Here is a 21,776-nt window from a genome sequence, read left to right as displayed (position 1 = left end):
CTGTAATGAGTGGGGGATTCTTCATTCCCCACTCATTATCAGTTGAAACATTCAGACTTTTACGGACAGTTTCTCTCCTACCTATCTTCCTTGCGCTTCTCTAAATCTTGAGGTGGGAATTTTATTGCCCGTTAATACGGGATAAATTAAATTCCTATTCAATCACATCTTTATAAATGTAGCATTTCAGCCTTTACAACTTGAATATATTCCTGCAGCTTGCAAAACGCTTCCGTCAATTTCCCTGTTTCTTCTTTATGAAGAAAGCGGGCCTTGTTTCGTTCTTCCTCTATGACAAATAGCTGCGCGGCTGCATAAGAAAGACCATACTTTTCACATTTTCGTTTTATATCTTGAAAAAAAGAAGGAGGTACCGTCCCTGCTCCTGAGACAAGCATCTCATCTAGAGCTTGTTCCAATTCATCGATTATGCGCACTAACTCTATCATACAATGTTTCCCCTTCATTAAGTGTAATATTTATAATTTCTCCTACTTCTGTATATAAAATAACAGGTGTAACTACGAGCTTTGTTCCTTCCTGATAAGGATGAACTAGCATTCTCTTTACATGTAATGAGTCCAAATATATTTTTACAAGTCGAATCGTCCGCTCATTGTCTCGTTGTTTCATCATTTGCATTTGTAATACTTTCCCCTTTTTATCAATAAGAGGTATAATCCATTTTTGCTCTTGCTTCTGAAACTCCCATTCTTCCATCTCAGCAAATTCGATACAAAAGACTCCTTGTTTACTTGCCTCTAACCTGTTCGCTTTTACTTTTTTTAGTAGTTCTTCCCATGAGGTTATAAAGAGCGATTGCCACTCTGTTACATTTGTTTTTCCGTCTACTTCCCCTACTGTCTGTGAGCTAGATGACAATTGAAAATCGGTGTTAAGCTTTGCATGTTTCAATCCTAGAGATGAACGAGACAGTTCGTATCCCTTCCCTGCAATCCCCCATGGAACTTGCTTTTCATGGAGGTCCTCAGAAGTTGTGTTGCTCCCTTCATAAAACATGGGACGTGACTGTGTGTATGTGATCCACTTTTCCTGTTCTCGATTATAGAAATAATATGTCACACCAACATAACCGGACTTCGTTTGCCAGCCGGATGCGCCAAAGGCATGCAAAGTAAGCGGTGGAACTTCATAATATTCCGAACGAAACGGACTCTCTTGCAGACGGTGACGTTCTAACAACACAATGTATTCATAAATCGCGGACAGCGTTTGCCGATAGGATGCCATTTGAAAAGATGCATGTTTCATTCGGTATAGCCTAATATCAGTCCCTAGCTTACGAAATAAATTTTCTAACTTTGCTAGTTTCAAAGAACGCGCTTTTACAGAAAGTTGTTCTATTTCATAGATTGTTTTTTCTGTAAGACGTGTTAATCCAAAGTGAACAATTTGCTCAATCATCTCTTTGAAAATAGATAGCTTATCCGACTCAATAATAAGAAACTGTACCTGTTTCGTTTCATGCGAAATTCCTCTCTCTTTTTGATACCAATATATTGCTTCCGCCTTATGCCGGCATATTCCCTCTGCTTTACATGTACAAATCGCATCAGCTACCGATTCAGCTGTCAGAAAGCGAACCGTTATATCCTCTTCTGGAAGGGAGGCGATTAAAGCACCCTCTTCTTCCAAAACAAACTTTTGCTGAAATGTTTCGCGGAACATCATTTCAGCCCACATTTTTTCGGAGACAATATTGTGAACGTCCACATTCAAAAGGGCAGAGAAATCAACTTTTATGTTCTCCTCACCTTCGTACATCTTCTTTGCTTCTAATAAAGCCATAATGACATGCTTACAAATCGAGCGTGCTTCACAAGTGCAGGAGTAACTGCGTATATCTCCCGTAAACGTTACAGTAGTTTCATCATCAAGATGTATTTGCGCTGCACCCTCTTCTACGTCCATTTTGATATTTGTTGCAGCAGCCAAATCCTTCATTGCTCTCTTATATGTTCCTTTGTTGGACATGGCAATTAAATATGTTTCATCAATAGAGGAAAGAACATTTAAGAAATGATTGTTGCGATCCACTGTGCCAACCTCCCTGGTGTTAACGCGGCTACATGAGCACCGAGCGCCGCCATTTTTTTAGCTGCCTGTTTATCATAAAAAGGCTGTGCAGTCGGATCAAGAGAAGTAAGCACAATCAGTTTTGCTCCTGATTCTACAATCTTCATCGCTTCTCGGTACATTTCAGCGTAACTGCCACCTTCATATAAATCCGTTACAAGCACGACAATTGTTTTATGAGGCATCTCGATTTTATTCGTTGCGTAGCGCAGCGCCTGAGCAATATATGTTCCTCCACCAAGCTGTACACTCATAAGCGTTTCCACCGGATCATCAATACGATCCGTTAAATCAACAACAGCTGTATCAAAGATGAACAAATCTGTCTTAATCGTCGGTAAGCTTGCGAAAATACCCGCCATAACTGCGCTATGGATAACAGAATCAATCATACTTCCACTCTCGTCTACTGCGAGGATTACACGCCATGTGCTAACATGTTTAGTGGCAGCGTAAAAGTACGGTTTTTCAATATGAATGGCGTTTGTTTCCTTGTCAAAATGCTTTAAGTTCTTTCGAATCGTTTTCTTAAAATCAAAGTTACGCATCGTGCGCACGCGGCTAGAACGATTTCGATCCGGTCTACCGCTTAATGCGTGCTTCACTTCTTGCTCTAAATTACGACGCAACTCCTCAGTGACTTTCGCTACAATACGTTTAGCTGTGTCTAATACATCCGGTTTTACATAATCTTTAAATTGTAAAATGCATTTTAATAAATTCATATTCGGTTCCATTTTTTCAAGCGTTTGCTTATCCTGTAATAGAGCTGTTAATTCATATTTCTCTAACGCATGATTTTCCATAATTTCAATGGTTTCTTTCGGAAATAACTCCCGCACTTTCGAAATCCAAGTCGGCACTGTTAGCTGAGAGGGATCTAAGGATCCACCGCGCTCTTCTCCGCGTTCTCTCTCGTACAAAAAGTCCAGCATCTCGTCCATTTCTCTGTATACAGGTTCTTCTTCCTGAAATGTAATTTGATCATCCGCATGTTTCCCAAGAACAAGACGCCAGCGATTTAAAGAAATGTTATTCTCCATCTTCTAGCCCCCGTCTCATTAAAATCCCCTTCGCTTTCCGATCTAACTGCATTACATACATCAGCATCTCTTCGGAAATTGGTTCTTCTTTTATCGCTTCTTCTGTAGCGCCATATAACTTGGAAATCTGTCTAGCAATCGTATCCACTTCAAGCGGCGTGAATTGACTGAATAAGAGGCGTAAATGTGGCAACACTTGTAGAAATATCTCTTCATCAAGTTCTTCTAGAACATGAGACATTCCGTTAAGCAACGATTCGTTATATAAAAAGATATCTTTGGCGCCAGCAAACAAACCATTCAAAAATATCGGAGCTTGCTTTTGCATATCACCGCTTCCATAAAAATACCCTTCTGCCACTTGCATTACCTCATCGATTTCCCGCTTTCCTAAAGTAGTTAACAGCCCAAATACTGCTCCCTCTACTTGACTTTCTCTTTTTTCCTTTTGCAAATAAAGCTCCAATGCGTCAATAAATTGCTGATCTGTAGGCTTCATTGTATACAAATCGATAAGCTTTTCTGCAATAATTGCTGGTTCGCCCCCATCTAAAACAGAAAATAACGAAAGTGCTTTATTCCTAGCGTAATCCGCTTGCTGATTTGCTTTTTCTATTTGTGATAAATAATAAGCACAATTTGCCATAGAAGCAAAATCTCCATCCTTTTGCACAGCTTCATCTATAAATTGGGTGTACATGGAAAAGTCGGAAAACAAACCACTTAAATAGGCTTCTAGCAATAAAAGGGCCACCTCTCCAGCCCGTCCCTTTGCCTTGTGTAGCTTTGCTCTTAGCATTTCCTGCGCCGCTTCTTTCACCGTTCCGCCATACACAGATATATCTATCAGAGCACTTTCTACTTGTGCTGAAAAACGATATTTCCAAGTTTCACGCATAAGATTAATATTCTGTTTTCTAGCTAAGTTTGGACCGCGTAGCTTCTCGCAAAATGGAACTCCTAAAAAAGCGAGACAATGAAAAAATTGACTTAAGCGCAAGTGCCTTTCTTTCTTGTATATGTCAAGAATCGTCTCCTGCGGTACAGTTGAACGGGCCGGTAGACGAAACGACCGAACGGAAGCACGAAAATCATGCACGAGCGGCGGCACATCTGCTTCTTTTGACAATTCCCCACGCTTTGTCCCTTGCAAACTCTTCTGAAGCAATGCTAAAGGCTTATTGGCCGAGAATATCTCACCTTTCACAAATGTACTGCGCACTGCGTCCATTAATTCATACAATCCGGGTTGCATCTTTCCACGAAGCAGTGCAAGTTCACGTATCATTCGTGCAGCCTCAATCTCATCTGCCATTGATATTCCTTCTACCTTTAGCTGTCTAGCAATTCGTATCATAAATTGCTCAGCTACCGATTCATCGCTGTTCTCCCAAATATGTTGGTAAAAAGCAGGTGCAGGCATTCCGCTCTCATAGCCACGCATCTGATCACTTTCCAAAAAGGAATACGGCATAAGATAGTTTTTAGCATACAATTTAGGTAACGGGCTTTTCGGCAACTTTTTCTTTTTTCCTTCCAATTCAAGAAGCCCTTTCACATGAAAGCCTCCAGTAATAACGAGCACCTTGTCATACACTTTACGCGCTTTTTCAATTTCTTTTGCCATATGTATCTCCCTGGCTTCACAACCGTCTTCTGTCAACATCCCCTGCGTATAGTCCGCGCGTGTATAATAACAATAATGAAATAACTGACGGACAAACTCCTCGCTCGTCATATGAAAGCCTTGCAACTCAAAGTATTTCTCCCAAAACTCATGGAAATTTCGGCACCCGGTTTTTTCCGAAAGCATACGGACATATTGGCTATGCCAGAAATATTGCTCATCATGTTTCCCATTCTCTTCCTCATTTTTTGTTAAAAACACATATTCTTTATAAGGAAGATCAATAAATGAAACAGGAATGTTCTGTGCAGCGCCTTTTCGTAGCGCGACAAGTTCTGGCGAATAGTCGAGAAAGGGATAGTACGCACGGTACTTTCCACTTTCTCCTCTTTCAAGCACATTCGTTTTATCATCATAACTGCAATATATACAAATCGGAGCTTTACTATCTGCACTCACAATATGCGGAATAAGTGGGTTACAGTCTATCGGGCCTTCTATAAGAATTGCATCTGGTTTATAGCATTTAACAATCTTTTGTATATGAAAAGAGCACGCGGGACTATGATGGCGAATTGGCACGTATACGACGTTCCGATCTAAATTGTAAGCTCTTTGAAACAATGCATTTACTTCAGCTGATTGCGAGCTTCGAAAAACGACTTCCATACCTCTCCTCCTATTTGGCCTCGCGCCTTAACGATGCTTGTAAAATAACTGCGTAACTTTTCTAAATCATCCTTGTTTTCTTTCGCAATCGTCCCTGACAAATATCGAACAAGCGCATCCATTTTCACTTCTCCACTTCCATAATAGTACGCATCCATTGCACTTTGATAATATACAGATACCGCTTCTGCAGTACTCATAACAGAAGATGGCTGATCAATTCGTTTTCCTTCAGCAGTTACCCCTTCTCGAAGTTCATGAAAAACAGTCGCTAACAGCTGAACAACCGTTTGATCCACTTTTGGTTTGATGCCTGATGCCCTTAATAACCGCGTTACTTGTGACTCTATTATTTTTGCTTCAAGCTTTACATCTTGAATTGGATGTACCGTTTCAAAATTAAAACGACGTTTCAATGCACTACTCATCTCATTCACACCGCGATCGCGTGTGTTAGCCGTCGCAATAATATTGAAGCCAGGCTTTGCTGTAAGAATTCCTTGTTCTCCAAATTCCGGAATATTGAGCACCTTATCGCTCAGAACGCTGATCAATGAATCTTGCACTTCCTGTGGGCAACGCGTTAACTCTTCAAATCTAGTTAATATCCCTTTTTCCATCCCAACGAAGAGAGGCCCTGGCACAAGCGCCTCCCTTACAGGTCCTTTCGCAAGAAGAAGTGCATAGTTCCACGAATACTTAATTGTATCTTCCATCGTAGCGGCGGTTCCTTGCACAGTGTTACGGCTATTTCTGCATATTGCGGCAGTAAGTAGCTCACTCAGCATCGTCTTTGCAGTCCCAGGCTCCCCAATTAACATAAGTCCGCGATTCCCTGCTAATGTAACAATCGCTCGTTCCACAAGCGCATCATTCCCATAAAACTTACGGCTAATTTCCACTTCTTTTCCTTCCAAAAGAAGCGGTTCTTCTTGTCCGATAATAAACGTACGAACAGCACGCGGTGACAATCGCCAGTTAGGTGGTTTTGGAAACAAATCATTCGCTTCTAACGCATTCAATTCTATTTCATACAATTCTTCCATTAATGGTTTAATAGACTGCATATGTCATTTCCTTTCTTATCGCTTACTGCGCCAGTTTTCATCATGGCCAAGATTCGATTCTGTCGTCCGTTTTATATCATATAAAATTTCGCTAAAAAATCGTTTAGGTACTTGATTTGGCACAATGCGTCTCGCATCATCAACTTCGTCATAGGAGTATGAACCGCGGCTCACTGTGCCTGCTTTATAAAATTGAATTTCAAATAAGCATACATCGTCCTCTTCTTCATATCCAACAGGTGCACCTTCAAATGCAAGCTCCGCCCCTAATCCTGTGCGAGCGTCTTCTTTATAGAAAGAATAATACACACCAGCGTCTTCAACTGATCCGCGATTCCAACCGTACTTCGTTAACTTACCAAACAGCGACCGACCATTGATTTGAATGCCCCCAAACCTTTCCACAGTTACTTTCTCATCTTCCGCCGCCAGAAATACTTCGCGAACAATTTGCGGGAATGGTTGGATAACCTCATAATCTTCTAATTGTTCCTTCCATAATTCCCTTTCCTCTTTGGACAATTCTAGCGGATGGATTAGACCGATAACAGTGTCTGGCGTAAGTTCATGCTCTTCTTCGTCAACCGTATTGAATGTGCCGTCTTCCATATAACGAAAAGTCGCAAGCAACTTTCCTTCCTTATACTCGCCCCAAATAAGTGAGATAGCAAATTGCTGCATAATTGGATTTTCCACAAACAAAGACTTCCATGTATGTTGCGACCAATAACGATTAAGAGAAAGTGCCATTTCAAGACGTTGCGTTTGCATACTAATGATACTTCGAAGCTGTTTCTTTATAGATGATAACTCCATCTTAGCCTCTTCTGCTTTTTCCACATGATCTTTTGCATTTGGTTTCGGAAGCGACTTTATTCGTTTTCCTTCTTCTGTTTTTAACTCGATTTTCAGGTTGGGCGTTAAATAGGCAGTAAACATCCTACTTCCGTAATCAATTGTCTTTTCACCGCGTTTATTAAAACCAAGGTCCGGAACAAGCTGATCCTCTAGTTCTTCTTCTGTTATACCACGTGTTTTAGCAGCGAGACTCAACGCTTCTTTCGCAGCATTACGCACCTGTTTATGTTTATATTTGAATGCTATGGTATTAATCGTCATAAGTGCAAGATGCGACGAAGACAACGCCAACGCCTGAACAGCTGCTGCAGCGATAGCTCCGCGCATGCCAACAGCCCACTCATCAATCTGCTTTTTGAGCAGTAGCGCCATTTCATCATCACTATGAACGCTATACATCGAAAGAATACCGCGCTTTTTCGCCTCCGCTCCTTGAGAAATCCACAGCTGATAGATTGCTTGTATATTTTCTTTCAAATCTTGTTCATTTAAAGCTGCACCTATCACTTCCACCGCTTCCTTTTTCTCAATTACAGACTCCGATACATACTGCTGAAAATAAGCAAGCGGAAGCGTTGCATCCGCAATTACATCGGAATCACGAAGACGAATTTGTGGTTCAAATCCGAGCCACTGCACGAGTGCGTTTCTTTTTTGTGGTGTTAAAATACGTGTACAAAAAGCTTCGATACTTCCTGATACTCCTTCTAGGTCTCCATCGCCAAGCAGCGGAGCAAACTTCTCCATCAAGGAAGCATTTTTCTTTTCTTGCAAAGCTTCTTGCACAAGTTGTGTATATTTTTCAGATTTATAGTTTAAAAGTGTTTGCATTACATTTTCGCGTACGACTTTCTTTCTACTATTCAATTCCTTCGCTACATCATCTGCAGCTTCCACATCTTTTGTAAGAAACTCGACTGCGGCAGTACGTACTTTTTTAGAGGAATCTCCAAGACTTTGAATAAGAAGAGCACGCGTTTTAACCCCATCATACTTTGCTAGCTCATCCAAAATGAAAATCCGTTCATCTACAGGATACTCAGTAAATACTCCTGTCACATATGCCTGTTCTTTTACAAATAAACGAACGAGTGCTTCTTTTGCCTTACTTTCCTCCTCACTGTGCCGAGCAGCTTGTTTAACTGAATAATAAACAAGTTTCTCCTTCGATAAACCGTAGGATAGAAGATCTTCCAACATTCGTTCAAGCGAACCTTCCTTATGAGAATACTGTTGCAGAAGTTCATATAATTTATAATTATAGTCATTTCCAAATTGAAGTTTGAGTGCTGCTTCCCTCTTTACCGCTTCCTCTATATCCCAAAGGAGTGCAATTGCTAAAACAGACATTCCTCGGTAATTATTTTGCTGCTTTGAACTCTCAAGCACTTGCTTCATATCTTCAAATGATAATTTCCCAACTAAATAGTCACGATATGTATCGCGTATGTCAGATGATTCGGACTCAAGGGCAATCGTTAAAAATTCTTCACGTAATCTGTTTCGATTAAATTCGTATCCTTTTTCCGCCAAAAGCATCACCACGAAAAGATAATGACTTTGACTTAAATATTGCAGCGTACGCTGAACAAATTCTGGCTGTTCTTCCACCATACGAAGCAATAATTGATATTCATATACTTTGTCGGAGTTAAAGACGCCTAAATGACGCCATGTAAGACGATATGCGAAAAACCTTTCCTCTGAAACACCGAATTGTTCGCACAAGTTTAGACTGGTTTCATACGCTTGTTTATCAAAACCCCTTGTTCTTACATGATTTCCAAACTGATCAAGAACATGACACACATGATCCGTTGCATAATCCATAAAATTTTTAACAGAACGTTTCGCTAACAAGTCAATATATCGTCTTGCCACATTTGAATGCTGATAAACACGAAATAATAAGTGCCAGGTTACATCAGGTAAAGATGAACCAACAGAAACTTCACTATCAGATTCACCTTGAACGTATCTTTTCGCCAATTCTATCTTCTCTTGTGCCCCATCCAGTTTCAATATAAACTCCGCATGCTCTTGCAGCTCTTCCTCCAATAAAGAACTGTACGTAAGAAATCTCTCATAATCTGCATCTAGCATATGCAGAAGCAAAACCATCTTTGGTCGACCTGTTATAACTTGCAACTTCTCTTCTATGTACTTTGGATTCTCCCTTATTAATTCCCTAAGAAAAACATCCGCTTCATTTACAGAACGGGAAAGATTTGTTAAATACTTACACGCCAATTCTACAAGACTATCAAATGCAAGACCGCTTTTTTCAAAATAAACTTTTATATCTGGAAAACTCATATGTGAAAAGCGTACGAGAAGAACATTCAACAGTTGATCTTCAAGCAAGTAATAAAATAACCGAAAAAAACCTGCGTCTTGCTTATACGTTTCCCTAAAATCACTCATAAACTGCCAAGCAAAATCACTACGTTTATTGTCACGAATTGTCGTTTGTTCTATATGCTTTAAAATTTCTTCATCTCTCGTCTGCAAGTAACGTAACGCTAATTCTTCTTGTTCCCCTGTTATATTAAGATGTTGAAACAACTGATATGTACTGACTGCCATCTTCTCTGCCTCCCTAGTTCTTTTATAAATTCATCGTTATATCATTTATATATGATAATAACCATTCTCTCGTATGTCTGAAATTTCAGATACATAAATACGGAATATATTTACATTATTAGTATATCATATCAACCTAAATAAGAACGTACGTTTCTTTTAAAAACTTCATATTTATTTAAAACAATCATTGAAAATTTGGTTTAGAGATAAACAAAGTAAGTACTGAATGTTTTTATGATATGTATTAGACTTAAGATTTCGGCAAAAAATTCGAGCACTGCATTCAAACGTAATTTAATGAATAAAAAAGACGCCAATTATAGCGTCTTGAACTGTACCCCGGGGATATGCAACGCTATCTTAAATAGATTTTCTGGTTATAATACAGGCCCATAAAGGAGCTGTTTTATCCCACTTTTATTTTTATTTGTAATTCCATGCTATTTCTACTACTTCTTCGGGAGTCAATTCTTCATCATTCCAAAAAATCAAATCACTTGGAGCAGGGTGAGGTACACCAGAGTTATTAAATTGATGAACATAGTTACTGTGTTCATCCTCAGGTAAATCAAGATCATAAATTTTTTTTACAAGCTCAAGCAGTTCTGTTTTCGTCAATTTACATATCAAATTTTTCATCCTTTCATTTAATTTATAACCCTTTGTTCCCGAAATGGTATGCGGGATCTAAAACATTTTGATGTATTTTAGGAGATACAATCATTAGATTATAGACATCTCCATCTTTATCAATAGACAGTTTATGATGCAATATATATTTATTATGGTTACCATAATGTTCCGTTCTTGGTGAGTAAGGAGCCTTACCGTTTTTCATAAGCTTTTTTATATCCATAGGACTAAATTCTCCAGCATAACTTGAATCAGCAAGTGTTTTCCAAAATTCCTCTCTAAAATCATCAAATGATTTAAATTCTTTTCCGACTAATTTGTCTCTAACTTCTTGCGGAATAATACCAATATCACCATCATTATACATTAACTTCTATGATGTATAACCTTCTAATGAATTAAGCTAATTCTCCTGTTTCGGAGGTTTGGGTAAAAATATCCTCCTTGAACATAGGCATTTTTTATTCATGAAGAAATATTACCGCAAAGCTACATTGATAAAACACACGGCAAATTTATTTATCAAATTACAAATCCAACTCTCACAAAAAACAGGATAAAAAAATAAACAGCAGAACTAGTCCACTGTTTACTTCGCCACGCCTTCATGTAATTTTTCTGTATAATCTTTTACATCTTTCCAGCTATCTTTCGCTGTATGTAAATCTTCTTTTATAAACGTAAATTCTTCAGGGCTGATTCCTTTTACGTTTTGCAGTAAATTATTATATTTTGCCCCTACTGTATACCATTGATTTGATATATTTTGCAGTGCTGTAATTGCTGCATCAATTGTTTCAGTCATATTTGTTGTTTTATTTTTTACATCTGTCAATATTGCCACTTCTGCTTGTGCGCCAGAAATTCTATCTTTTAAATTGGAGATTTCTCTTTCTGCATTTGCGATATCTTTTTTCGCAATCGCAATCATCGGTCCGCCAGCAAGACATGTTATTAGTGCTACGCAAAGTACGCCACCAGCAATGACCATATCATTACTCTTTTTGATTGAATCGTTATATGTATTTATTTGTTGCTCTAGAGCTGGAATGCCAGCATTCGTACTTGCTAAAATTGCTGTTAATTGATTTGTATCCTCTTTAAAACTATTTGTGTCTTTCGCCATTCTATCGCGAAAAGCTTTCAAATCCCCTAATAATACATCTACCTCATTTTGATTTTTTACAATATCAGCATACAACTTTTCTAAATCCGCTTTTAATTTTCCACTATCCTTTTGTTCAATCGCTACTAGCATGCTATTATAATACGCTTGAAAAGTATTATTGTAATTAATAATATTTTGATCTGTTTTCATAATTTGAGGCTTCATATAATTTAACCAATACGCTGCGTTAATTTTTGCATCTCTTTGGTGCTGAATCATATTTCCTTTAAACTCACTATTAATGGAACTTATTTTACTCAAATCAGTCTCTTGCTGATTTTGAATTAATTTTGCATATGAATCCATTGCAAATATGCTCGATGTCGTTTGCGCCATAACATCTTGGAATCCAGCTGGCCCTAACGAATAATTTTCCGCACTTTCTTGCAATGTTTTTACGTTTTGTTCTGCTGCAAAAGGATGTAAAGGAAATGCGTTACTTGTTGCCACTCCAGCAATCATTAACGTTAAAAGACATTTTTTATAAAATCGTTTCTGCATACTCTTCACCTATTTTCTTTATAAGGGTATAAAGTGAAACTTTAATCAGTGGGGGTTTTCTTCATCCCCCACTGATTATTAGTTGAACCAATCGGACTTTTATGGGCAGTTGATCCCCCACCTAACTTCTTTGCTTTCGCTGAATTTTGAGGTGGGAGTCTTACTGCCCATTAAAGTGGGATAAAAAGCTCCTGCTCACAACTGAACAGGAGCTTCAAATCACTCATCAATACTTAACGCTCTAACGATTTGTATCCGATTATGCTTTTTTCGTATCTACTACTTTAATATCTTCAGCATAAATCTTTTCTGCATAGTCTTTAATGTTTTTCCAGCTATCTTTCGCAATGTTTAAATCTTCTTTAATGAAAACAAGGTCGTTTGGACTAATTGAATCTACATTTTGAAGTAGAGAATTGTATTTTGATCCCATTGTGTACCATTGATTTGAAATGTTTTGTAACGCTGTAATTGCAGTATCAATTGTATTTGTTAAATACTCCGTTTGTGTTTTGATGTTCGTTAACCCAGCTACTTCTAATTGAGCAGTTGTAACTTGTCCTGTTATTTTTTGAATTTCAGCTTGTGCATTATCAAGCTCTTTCTTCGCTAATACGATTCCAGCTGTACCACCGCCTACAGCTGCTGCACCACCTGCAATTAATGCGACTCCTAACGGCGTTCCTGCACCTGTAGCGATAACTACTGCACCACCGATAATTGCAATTGGGCCTAGTGCTGTCGCAACAGATGAGCCGATAATTATTGCATTATATTTACTAATTGCTTCATTGTACGTTGTAATTTGATTTTGCAGAAGCGGAATTCCAGCATCTTGACTAGCTAAGATAGATGTAATTTGATTTGCATCACCTTTGAAGTTTTGCGTATCGGACGTCATTTTGTTTCGGAATTTCTTCAAGTCTTCTACTAACTGATCTACTTGCGCTTTATTTTCATTAATACTACTTGATAATCTAGTTAAACCTTTCGTAAGAGTCGCTTTATCTTTTGCATCTACCGCAGCAACTAAAGTATCATAATAGTTTTGGAATTTCGTATTGTAATTAATAATATTTTGATTCGTTGAAATAAGCTGTGGTTTTAATACATCTAACCATTGCTTCGCATTTCCTCTAGCTGTATCCTGGTGCTGAATTACTTTCCCTTTTAAAGCCACATCAACAGACGATACATTACCAAAGTTAACATTACCTTGTTTAATAATTGTTAAAGCGTACAGATCCATTACTAAAGCGTTTGAACCTGTTCTTTCCATTGCATCTTTTAGGCCTTCTGGTCCTAATGAGTATTCTTCATAGTCATTATAAGCTTTTGCTACCGCATGAATTGGAGCTTGTTTCACTGTACTTTCAGCTGCATACGTATGAGCTGGCATAATGTTTCCTGCTGCAAATACTGCCATAAGTGCTGATAGAGCCATTACTTTATAAGGTTTTTTTGTCATTTTTCTTCTCTCCCTATATCGTTACTTATTTTTAATGTACTTCAACGTTTGTAACGTAATCTTCAAATTGATTCGTTTGTTTATTCATTTCATCACTTACTTTTTTAATTTGATTGAAATGTTTTTGAAGTAAACTACTATCTGTATACGTGCCTTCTTCAACACTCTTTTGAATTTGGATCATATTATTGTTTAGAACTTTCCAATCCGTTGATAACGTTTCTAAAGTTGAGATTTGACGATCAATTAATTCTGTAAAGCTACTTACTTGATCTTCAACGAATGTAATTTGTGTCGCCTCTGCTTCGGTTTGTGATAACTTTTGAATAAGTGGTAGTAGCTCTTTTTGCTTTTGCTGAATGCGAAGAGCTGCTTCTCTCGTTTGACTATCTGCAGCATTTACAATTTCATTACTTAAAGTACCGATAGAAACGAAATCAATTGTTTTCGTCTGCGCAGTTTGATTCGTAATTGTAAATACTTGTTTACCGATATTAATAGAACCTTTAATAATTTCTTGAGGCCTATTCAAAATAGTCGTTAATTCAGCTTGAATTTCCCCTTGAATTCTTTTAATATCTTCTCTTAATTTCACAATATCTCCACTTGATCCTTGCAGTGTTTTTATTGCTTCATCAGCTTTAATTGATAAGTTGCTACTATCTTTGTCTAATACCGTTTTAAATCGATTTAACTCTAATAAGTCTTGCTCCATACTCTCTTGGATGCTTTGTACTTGCAATTGTAATTTTCCATATGCACTTGTAAAATCTGCTTTTGCTTGTTCATCTTCATTTATGTTTCCTGCTAGTTCATTGAGCTTACTATAATAACTATTAAATCTAGTACTATATCTCATCATCTCTTGATTTAAGTCGATTAGCTTCGGATTATATTCATCAATCCACTCTCGTACATTTGCCTTTGCAAACTTTTGATGATTCGTCAAACTACTCATCGCATTCACCTTAATGTCTGGCTGCTGTAAAATAACTAATCCGTATGCTTGTATAAGTGGTGACTGTGACCCTAACATTCTAATTGAATTGGATAATGTATTTGGAGCAATTACATTTTGTGCATATACTGTTTTCACTTCTGTTTTCCCCTCTTTAGCGTAAGCGCTTACAGGAACAAAACAACTCGTAGATACTGCTGTAACCAATAACCCTGTAATTAAAGTCTTTTTCACTTTAACTCCTCCTATGTATTAGCAACTATTACTATCGCATTTTATTATTCTGTTTTCTTGCATATAGTTTGAGATGGTTAAAATAGAGAACGTTCTCATCGTGACTCACGTATGAACCATCTCTCCCAACTTTTATTGCTACAGTACTTACTTATTGTTATAAAACATTTCATAACTTTTCATATGTGGTTAGTATGAATAAGGTTGTATAATTTTTCTATCTCAACACCATTCCCACATTTGTACAGTGAATATATTACACGGAAATACTATTCATTTTAAAATAATTTTCGTACAGAATTATGAAATTTCGTTTTGTTTTCATGTAAGTTTTGTACTGTAAGGTCATTTAAACACAGCTATTTATCTATCGTAAAGAAGTATTTTCATTCCCTTTATTTTCAAGCTTTCCTGTCCTTATTTCAAAATATAATCCGCTTCACTTTTTCAATTAAAATATCCATATATCACAACAAAAACCTCTACTTATTCATAGACACAAAAATTATATCAATATAATTTTCAGACCCATATGCAATTATGCATAGTGTATACACAAAAAGGATAGCTTCACTTTCGTAAAGCTATCCTTAAAAAACCTTCTTACTTTTTCAAATGATATGGAACTGTCGTAATAACAACATTTCTTTTATAAAGTAAATACGCACGAATGAGTAAACTAGACTGGTTATGAAGAATGTTATGCCAACCTTTTTTCGGTATGAACTGTGGTATAACTACAGTAACTCGGTAATTTGATTCACTCGCTTTATATTGCACTGTATCAATAAACTTTGTTAGTGGCTGAATAATACTTCTATAATGAGAATGTAACGTAACAAGTCTTACTTCAGGTTGCCACTTCTTCCATTTCTCTTCAAATTTCTTTTCCTCTTCTCTGTCAAAAGCAACATATACAGCGATAACTTGATCTGCAGAAAGAGCCTTCGCATAGTTCAATGAATTTTCTACTACATGCGTCATACCAGCTACAGGAACAACAATTACATTTCCCTCAATTGGAACAAGTGGTTCACAAGTTTTTAAACTTAATTGATCCCCCACTGCATCGTAATGCTTCTTAATTCTATGGAACAAGAAGATGATTGCAGGTAAGAAAATAAGGATTGACCAAACTTGTGCGAACTTAGTTAAAAAGAACATACTCATTACAATAAAACTAATGACTGCACCAATTAAATTGACCGTTAATCTCAAAGCCCATCCTTCAGGTTTTTCACGAAGCCATTTTAATACCATACCCGTTTGAGAAAGTGTAAATGGAATAAATACACCTACTGCATATAACGGGATTAAATGTTCTGTTTGCCCTTGGAAAGCTACAATTAAAATAATCGAAGCTATCCCAAGTATAATAATACCGTTTGAGTAACCTAGGCGGTCTCCTCTAATCGTAAACATTCTCGGTATAAATTTGTCTTTTGCAAGGTTAACTGCTAATAGTGGAAATGCAGAATAACCTGTATTAGCAGCAAGAATTAATATTAAAGCAGTTGTACCTTGTATGAAATAGTACATGAAATTACGTCCAAAAGTTTGTTCAGCAATTTGTGAAACAACTGTTACTTCCTTACTTGGATTAATTCCGTAATAATAAGCTAAAAAGACAATTCCTGAAAATAAAACGGCAAGTAATGCACCCATTGCAAGCAATGTTTTCGCTGCATTGTTAGGTGCAGGATCCTTAAAGTTTGGAATTGCGTTAGAGATTGCCTCAACACCTGTTAAAGCCGAACTACCCGATGCAAATGCTCGTAGCAGTAAGAACAAACTAATTCCCGCAACTGGTGTTCCAATCGGTGAATGTAATGTCGGTGAAACTTGACCAGTTATAATATTATAAATACCTACACCAATTAATATAAATAGTGCTAAAACGAATAAATAAACAGGATACGCTAAAACGGAAGCTGATTCCGTTACCCCTCTTAAATTTAAAATAGTAATCAATATAACAAATATAATCGCAATGATTACATTATGTGCATGTAAATTAGGGAAGGCTGATGTAAGCGCATCTGTACCTGCTGATACACTTACTGCAACAGTTAAAATATAATCGACTAATAAAGATCCTCCAGCTATTAACCCTGGATTCATCCCTAAATTTTCTTTTGATACTACGTATGCGCCCCCGCCGTGCGGATAAGCAAAAATAATTTGTCGATAAGATAAAATAAGGGCTGTCAATAATACTAATACCCCAACAGCAATAGGAATAGAATACCAATAAGCTATTGCCCCAAGACCTGCTAATGCAATTAAAATTTGCTCTGGTCCGTATGCAACCGATGACAATGCGTCAGAAGATAAAATGGCTAGCGCCTTCGTTTTATTAAGCTTTTGCTCTCCTAACTCAGTTGATTTTAACGGCCTTCCAATTAAAAACTTTTTGATAGATGAAACCACTGCTGTCCACTCTCCAATAATTTTGTACGAACTTTTCTGCTAGTTACAGCGGATAAACTATTTCTTCAGAAAACAAAAAATGTCTACAAGCCATAACGAAATAGACTTGTAGACATTATATTTTTTGTCGCACAAGCTCCACCTTCCTTCTCAATATAACGCTTACGAGGTTAGCTGTCGGATTCGGGCCTTTGAGTAGCCCTACCTTTTTCAAGGATTCACCCCATTGGATTAAGTATTAATCCACAAAAACGGGTCCCCCGCACCATGCGGTTTCAGCGATTTAGAAAATTGAAACTGTGGATTATATTACTCCTTTATTTTCAAAATGTAAACAAAAATTTTGAAAAAGAAAAAATTTAAAATGATTGCGCATAATCCGCTGGTAAATATACATAATGAATACTAAAAAACGATAAAGGAGACCCATATGTCTAAAGAAAAGAAGCCTATTTTTTCCGATTCCTATTTAGATGCATTAGCAAATGAAATTAATCAATTATACGGTAAACGTGAACAGGAAATAAATTTGACAGATAGAACGAAAAGAAATAAATAAGTTGTCATAAAAAAAGAAAGCAATACACTTATATATTGCTTTCTTTTTTATTTTTTCATACATCCAATTCTATTGCTGATTTGTTAAGGATCATTTCTTCATACACTTTTAAATTTTGATATACCGCACCCAATAATGGTGCTTCCATAGAAAACTGTTCTGCTACATCTAGTAAGTATCCTTGTATGTACTTCCCTTCAATGGACGAACCTTTTTCCATATCACGCTGCATCGATGACTTCATATCATACGAAATTTTATCAATTGTTTTCATATGTTCCTGGTCAATATCTTCCTTAATTGGTGCCCCTATATATCTCATGATTTGCACACATTCTTCAAATAAGTTTTGAATAAAATCACGTCCACCTTCGCTTTCACGAATCGGTCCTATTGGTGCACGCATTAATGTTGTCACACCTGACATTACAGTAATAAATAAATATTTATGCCACATATCTTGCGTAATATTTTCACTTAAAACAAAACTAGATTTCGTACCTGCAAATGCTTTAGCAATATGCTGTATTCTCTCTGAATCTTGAAACTTCATTTCTCCAAACAGAAGTCTGTTGGCAGCGCTAGTTTGTACAATTTCTCCTTGATCGTTTAACGTCGTCTCGATAAAGCATAGACCGCCAATCACTTTCTCTTCACCAAATTCTTTTTGTAATAGTGATACATGAGCAATACCATTTAACAATGGAATGATGACAGTATTTTCACCTACAAACGGCTTCAAATCTTGAATCGCCTCGTTTAAGTGATACGCTTTTGTTGAAAATAAAATGACATCAAATGGAGAAGTTCGATCTTCTTTCGTTATTAATTTCGGTTGGAAGGAAAAATCCCCATTGACACTACGAATAACAAGTCCCCTTTCCTCTAATTGCTGTTTTCTTTTACTACGAACAAGAAACGTAACATCTTCCCCTTTTTCGACTAATCGGCCACCAAAAAATCCTCCGACGCCACCAGCTCCTAATACTAAAATACGCATACAACATCCCCCTTTTCAAAATACAATTTTATAACGTGTAGTATACATAACATTATACATATCCTCTACTAAATAACCTGAATTTTCATTCTTAATCAAGTATAAAACAGTGGTTATTTTCAAATAAATTTGGGCATGTTGTTTTTATAGCATATATGAAAGGAAACAATGTAAATGGAGGCAATACAGACAATCGAGGAAAAAGATGTAGCAACAGCTATATTTCAATTTATATTCCCGTTTTCTTTTAAAACTGGATATGAACAAAATATGTTCCCTTTCTTACAGAAAAATGATTTTCGCCCTTTTCGACTCGATCATCTTGAAAATGAAAATACATACTACGGAAAGTTTCAAGTTTCACATCAAAATATGGAAGCATATTATCTTTCATTTACAAATAAAATTCTATTTCCTCACTCAGAGCATCAAAAAGGATTACAACGCTATTCTAAAGACCTTAACTTAACTGGACATTTAACAACAAATTTGATTTCTGTTCCATTCAAGATTCATTCTATTGATGTAACACTTTGCCCTTATGAGCTTGGCTTCTTAACAATTCGGACAGAAGTAGAAACCGCTCCAAACATGACATTATCAGAAGCAATCGAATTCGCCGCCCGCTTCCGTGTACTTGAAACTAAAAATGATACAAACGAGACTATTTGTATTGAATGTAACGGAAAACAATACTCACAAGTGGAAAAACTTATATTCGGTGATTTATTTCATGGTGTAACAGACTTCTTTGAGAAAAAGAGATTGCGGAGCTCTTACTTTCAAACCTTTCCTTTCTTTGAAGACCAAAGAATGTATGTACAAACTTTATTATCCGTGAATAAAGAGTCAGACCTTCATATAATCGATGTATACCGAACTTCCAGTCTTTCCGGATTAACAGACGATGGCAATCCGTATATTAGCGCAAATAACATCCCTTATATTCAAGATTATTTAACAAAACATTCTTATCAAAGATGGGCTCCTAATCGCTACTTTGTTATGGAAGAACATATTTTTACATGTATAACAAATGAAGGTGAGCAAGCAATCGCTAAACTTGCTAGTCAAATGTACGGGGAGTTTTATTACGCTTTGTTATTAAATCTATTTCATAAAGTTGTTTTATTAAAAATGGCAAACGCTTATGCTGAACTTAACATTGAACAAGATACAAATGAAATAGAGAAATTAATTTATTCAATCAATTCATTTACAGCAAATTACTTCTCTTTAGAGTTAGTATCCCAATCACAGAGTGAAGATATTTTCTTCCGCTTAAGAAATCTATTTAACATTGAAGTACTATACTCGAATGCAAAACAAAATCTTGATAGTTTGTTTAAATATCAAGAAAATGTCGCTTCTAAAAAAGATAGCCTTTTACTATTAGTTTTAACGCTCTACTCTGTAGTAGGCCAAATGTTAGGGTTTACTATGATTGATCTTTTAAGAAACACCGATTCAAACAAAATCTCGTCGCCACTTGAATTTTTCGCGCTTTTAATAGCAATTAGCGGCATAGTCATTTCACTTATTTTAGGCGCGCAAAGTTTATACCAATGGAGTCTACAACATAAACGAAGAAAAGCATGGGTAAAACAAACTGTACTTTCTGCTGTGAAAGAGAAAGATGATAAACATTAAAAAAGATTATTTTCATTTACTGAAATTTTCATCGGTGATTTTTCGAATATATCGACTTACCGACAAAAAACGACAAAAGACAGAACCAGATAATATCAAAAGGGTACTCCAAAATGACGTTTGGAGTACCCTTTTTTATTACACAAGTTCAGCTTACTTCCCTGCTTCGATTTGTTCTAATGCAGCAGCTACTTGTTCTTCAGTTAATTCATGTTGTACTACGTAGCGGTTACGTGGGCTTACACGACATTCATGAGAACATGCACGTAAATATTTCGCTTCGTTTTCTTCAGAACATAAAATTTTCTTATTACATTCTGGATTTGAACAGTTTACATAGCGCTCACAAGGTTCACCTGTAAAGTGATCTTTACCAACAATAACATGTTCTTTTTGGTTTACTGGTACAGCAATACGCTCATCAAACACGTAACATTGTCCATCCCAAAGCTCGCCTTGTACTTCTGGATCTTTTCCGTACGTTACAATTCCGCCGTGAAGCTGACTTACATCTTCATACCCTTCACGAACTAACCAACCAGAAAACTTCTCACAACGAATTCCACCTGTGCAGTACGTTAAAATCTTTTTACCTTCAAGTGTTTCTTTGTTTTCTCTAATCCAATCTGGTAATTCACGGAATGATTCGATATCTGGTTTAATTGCACCTTTGAAGTGTCCTAAATCAAACTCATAATCATTTCGTGCATCAATAATAACTGTATCTTCTTGTTTCATTGCTTCATAAAAATCTTTTGGCTCTAAATACTTTCCAGTTATTTCGTGTGGGTTAATGTCATCTTCTAGACGAAGTGTAACTAACTCTGGACGAGGACGCACGTGCATTTTCTTGAATGCGTGCCCTTCTTCTTCATCTATTTTAAATACGATACCGTCAAAGCGTGGATCGTTGTTCATTGCTTCCATGTATTTTTCTGTTTGTTCTACAGTTCCAGAACAAGTTCCGTTAATCCCTTCTTTAGCTACAAGGATTCTTCCTTTTAATTCAAGTGAATTACAAAATGCTAAATGCTCTGCAGCGAATTCTTCAGGGTTTTCAATTGTTGTGTACATGTAATATAGTAATACTCTGTATGGTTTTGTAGTTGCCAATGTATTTCTACCACCTATCTAATTTTTAAAATCATGTATAAGTTAACGTTCATATCAAAACATATATAATAAGAAAATGTATCCAAAGTTTTATGCATCCCATTTTCTTCTC

General features: G+C 36.7%; 15 protein-coding genes, 1 pseudogene and 1 riboswitch. Of the genes and pseudogenes, 2 read left to right on the top strand and 14 right to left on the bottom strand.

Going from position 1 to position 21,776, the window contains the following annotated elements; genetic code table 11:
- Nucleotides 1-170 precede the first annotated feature (170 nt).
- The 12 genes and pseudogenes from JDS82_RS05560 to JDS82_RS05505 form a co-directional block, all read right to left on the bottom strand.
- Nucleotides 171-449 (bottom strand): hypothetical protein, encoded by a 279-nt coding sequence (locus JDS82_RS05560; RefSeq protein WP_000571716.1) that lies wholly within the window; start codon nucleotides 447-449, stop codon nucleotides 171-173.
- On the bottom strand, nucleotides 421-2,058 hold the full coding sequence (locus JDS82_RS05555) for an SWIM zinc finger family protein (RefSeq protein WP_199712843.1): 1,638 nt from the start codon (nucleotides 2,056-2,058) through the stop codon (nucleotides 421-423). The genes JDS82_RS05560 and JDS82_RS05555 overlap by 29 nt, the downstream gene beginning before the upstream one ends.
- Complete coding sequence (locus JDS82_RS05550; protein WP_064056709.1) at nucleotides 2,034-3,140, bottom strand: VWA domain-containing protein; 1,107 nt, start codon at nucleotides 3,138-3,140, stop codon at nucleotides 2,034-2,036. The genes JDS82_RS05555 and JDS82_RS05550 overlap by 25 nt, the downstream gene beginning before the upstream one ends.
- Nucleotides 3,130-5,436, bottom strand: coding sequence for a DUF5682 family protein (locus tag JDS82_RS05545; protein WP_064470848.1), 2,307 nt, complete (start codon nucleotides 5,434-5,436; stop codon nucleotides 3,130-3,132). The genes JDS82_RS05550 and JDS82_RS05545 overlap by 11 nt, the downstream gene beginning before the upstream one ends.
- Nucleotides 5,397-6,503, bottom strand: a complete 1,107-nt coding sequence (locus JDS82_RS05540; protein ID WP_199712842.1) for an ATP-binding protein — start codon at nucleotides 6,501-6,503, stop codon at nucleotides 5,397-5,399. Before JDS82_RS05540 ends, JDS82_RS05545 begins: the two co-directional genes overlap by 40 nt.
- A 15-nt stretch (nucleotides 6,504-6,518) precedes the next feature.
- On the bottom strand, nucleotides 6,519-9,947 hold the full coding sequence (locus JDS82_RS05535; protein ID WP_064449811.1) for a DUF4132 domain-containing protein: 3,429 nt from the start codon (nucleotides 9,945-9,947) through the stop codon (nucleotides 6,519-6,521).
- Nucleotides 9,948-10,373: 426 nt separating this feature from the next.
- Nucleotides 10,374-10,580 carry a bacteriocin immunity protein gene (locus JDS82_RS05530; protein ID WP_000562892.1) on the bottom strand — a complete coding sequence of 69 codons (207 nt, stop codon included), beginning with the start codon at nucleotides 10,578-10,580 and terminating at the stop codon, nucleotides 10,374-10,376.
- A gap of 22 nt (nucleotides 10,581-10,602) precedes the next feature.
- Nucleotides 10,603-10,956, bottom strand: a pseudogene (locus tag JDS82_RS05525) (WXG100 family type VII secretion target); the annotation flags it as partial.
- A gap of 216 nt (nucleotides 10,957-11,172) precedes the next feature.
- A complete protein-coding gene (gene nheC / locus JDS82_RS05520) occupies nucleotides 11,173-12,252 on the bottom strand; it encodes a non-hemolytic enterotoxin NHE subunit C (RefSeq protein ID WP_061673168.1) in 1,080 nt (359 codons plus the stop codon).
- A 259-nt stretch (nucleotides 12,253-12,511) separates the two neighbouring features.
- The gene (gene nheB, locus JDS82_RS05515; protein ID WP_000162963.1) at nucleotides 12,512-13,720 is read right to left on the bottom strand and encodes a non-hemolytic enterotoxin NHE subunit B; all 1,209 of its coding nucleotides are present in this window, start codon (nucleotides 13,718-13,720) and stop codon (nucleotides 12,512-12,514) included.
- Nucleotides 13,721-13,751: 31 nt separating this feature from the next.
- Complete coding sequence (gene nheA / locus JDS82_RS05510; RefSeq protein ID WP_199712841.1) at nucleotides 13,752-14,912, bottom strand: non-hemolytic enterotoxin NHE subunit A; 1,161 nt, start codon at nucleotides 14,910-14,912, stop codon at nucleotides 13,752-13,754.
- A gap of 603 nt (nucleotides 14,913-15,515) precedes the next feature.
- Complete coding sequence (locus tag JDS82_RS05505; RefSeq protein ID WP_199712840.1) at nucleotides 15,516-17,342, bottom strand: amino acid permease; 1,827 nt, start codon at nucleotides 17,340-17,342, stop codon at nucleotides 15,516-15,518.
- A 144-nt stretch (nucleotides 17,343-17,486) separates the two neighbouring features.
- Nucleotides 17,487-17,633, bottom strand: a riboswitch (cyclic di-AMP (ydaO/yuaA leader).
- 139 nt (nucleotides 17,634-17,772) lie between these two features.
- Between JDS82_RS05505 and JDS82_RS30025 the strand changes: the two genes are divergently transcribed.
- Nucleotides 17,773-17,901 carry a hypothetical protein gene (locus JDS82_RS30025; protein ID WP_000031869.1) on the top strand — a complete coding sequence of 43 codons (129 nt, stop codon included), beginning with the start codon at nucleotides 17,773-17,775 and terminating at the stop codon, nucleotides 17,899-17,901.
- Nucleotides 17,902-17,956: 55 nt separating this feature from the next.
- Here JDS82_RS30025 and panE read toward each other — a convergent pair whose 3' ends face one another.
- The gene (panE, locus tag JDS82_RS05500) at nucleotides 17,957-18,901 is read right to left on the bottom strand and encodes a 2-dehydropantoate 2-reductase (protein ID WP_199712839.1); all 945 of its coding nucleotides are present in this window, start codon (nucleotides 18,899-18,901) and stop codon (nucleotides 17,957-17,959) included.
- A gap of 174 nt (nucleotides 18,902-19,075) precedes the next feature.
- Between panE and JDS82_RS05495 the strand changes: the two genes are divergently transcribed.
- The gene (locus tag JDS82_RS05495) at nucleotides 19,076-20,551 is read left to right on the top strand and encodes a hypothetical protein (RefSeq protein WP_000387443.1); all 1,476 of its coding nucleotides are present in this window, start codon (nucleotides 19,076-19,078) and stop codon (nucleotides 20,549-20,551) included.
- 153 nt (nucleotides 20,552-20,704) lie between these two features.
- Here the strand turns inward: JDS82_RS05495 and trhO are convergent, their stop codons facing one another.
- On the bottom strand, nucleotides 20,705-21,664 hold the full coding sequence (gene trhO / locus JDS82_RS05490; protein WP_000246226.1) for an oxygen-dependent tRNA uridine(34) hydroxylase TrhO: 960 nt from the start codon (nucleotides 21,662-21,664) through the stop codon (nucleotides 20,705-20,707).
- Nucleotides 21,665-21,776: the final 112 nt, after the last annotated feature.

This window comes from Bacillus cereus group sp. N14 (assembly GCF_016483555.1).
Taxonomy (GTDB): Bacteria; Bacillota; Bacilli; order Bacillales; family Bacillaceae_G; genus Bacillus_A; species Bacillus_A wiedmannii.
The sequence above is the reverse complement of the archived record's forward strand: the minus strand, read 5'-3'. Positions and strand labels throughout refer to the sequence as shown.

Coding starts and splice junctions, on each gene's coding strand:
- JDS82_RS05560 (WP_000571716.1), bottom strand. CDS start 449: ATGATAGAGTTAGTGCGCATAATCGATGAATTGGAACAAGCTCTAGAT.
- JDS82_RS05550 (WP_064056709.1), bottom strand. CDS start 3,140: ATGGAGAATAACATTTCTTTAAATCGCTGGCGTCTTGTTCTTGGGAAA.
- JDS82_RS05545 (WP_064470848.1), bottom strand. CDS start 5,436: ATGGAAGTCGTTTTTCGAAGCTCGCAATCAGCTGAAGTAAATGCATTG.
- JDS82_RS05540 (WP_199712842.1), bottom strand. CDS start 6,503: ATGCAGTCTATTAAACCATTAATGGAAGAATTGTATGAAATAGAATTG.
- JDS82_RS05535 (WP_064449811.1), bottom strand. CDS start 9,947: ATGGCAGTCAGTACATATCAGTTGTTTCAACATCTTAATATAACAGGG.
- nheC (WP_061673168.1), bottom strand. CDS start 12,252: ATGCAGAAACGATTTTATAAAAAATGTCTTTTAACGTTAATGATTGCT.
- nheB (WP_000162963.1), bottom strand. CDS start 13,720: ATGACAAAAAAACCTTATAAAGTAATGGCTCTATCAGCACTTATGGCA.
- JDS82_RS30025 (WP_000031869.1), top strand. CDS start 17,773: ATGTCTAAAGAAAAGAAGCCTATTTTTTCCGATTCCTATTTAGATGCA.
- panE (WP_199712839.1), bottom strand. CDS start 18,901: ATGCGTATTTTAGTATTAGGAGCTGGTGGCGTCGGAGGATTTTTTGGT.
- JDS82_RS05495 (WP_000387443.1), top strand. CDS start 19,076: ATGGAGGCAATACAGACAATCGAGGAAAAAGATGTAGCAACAGCTATA.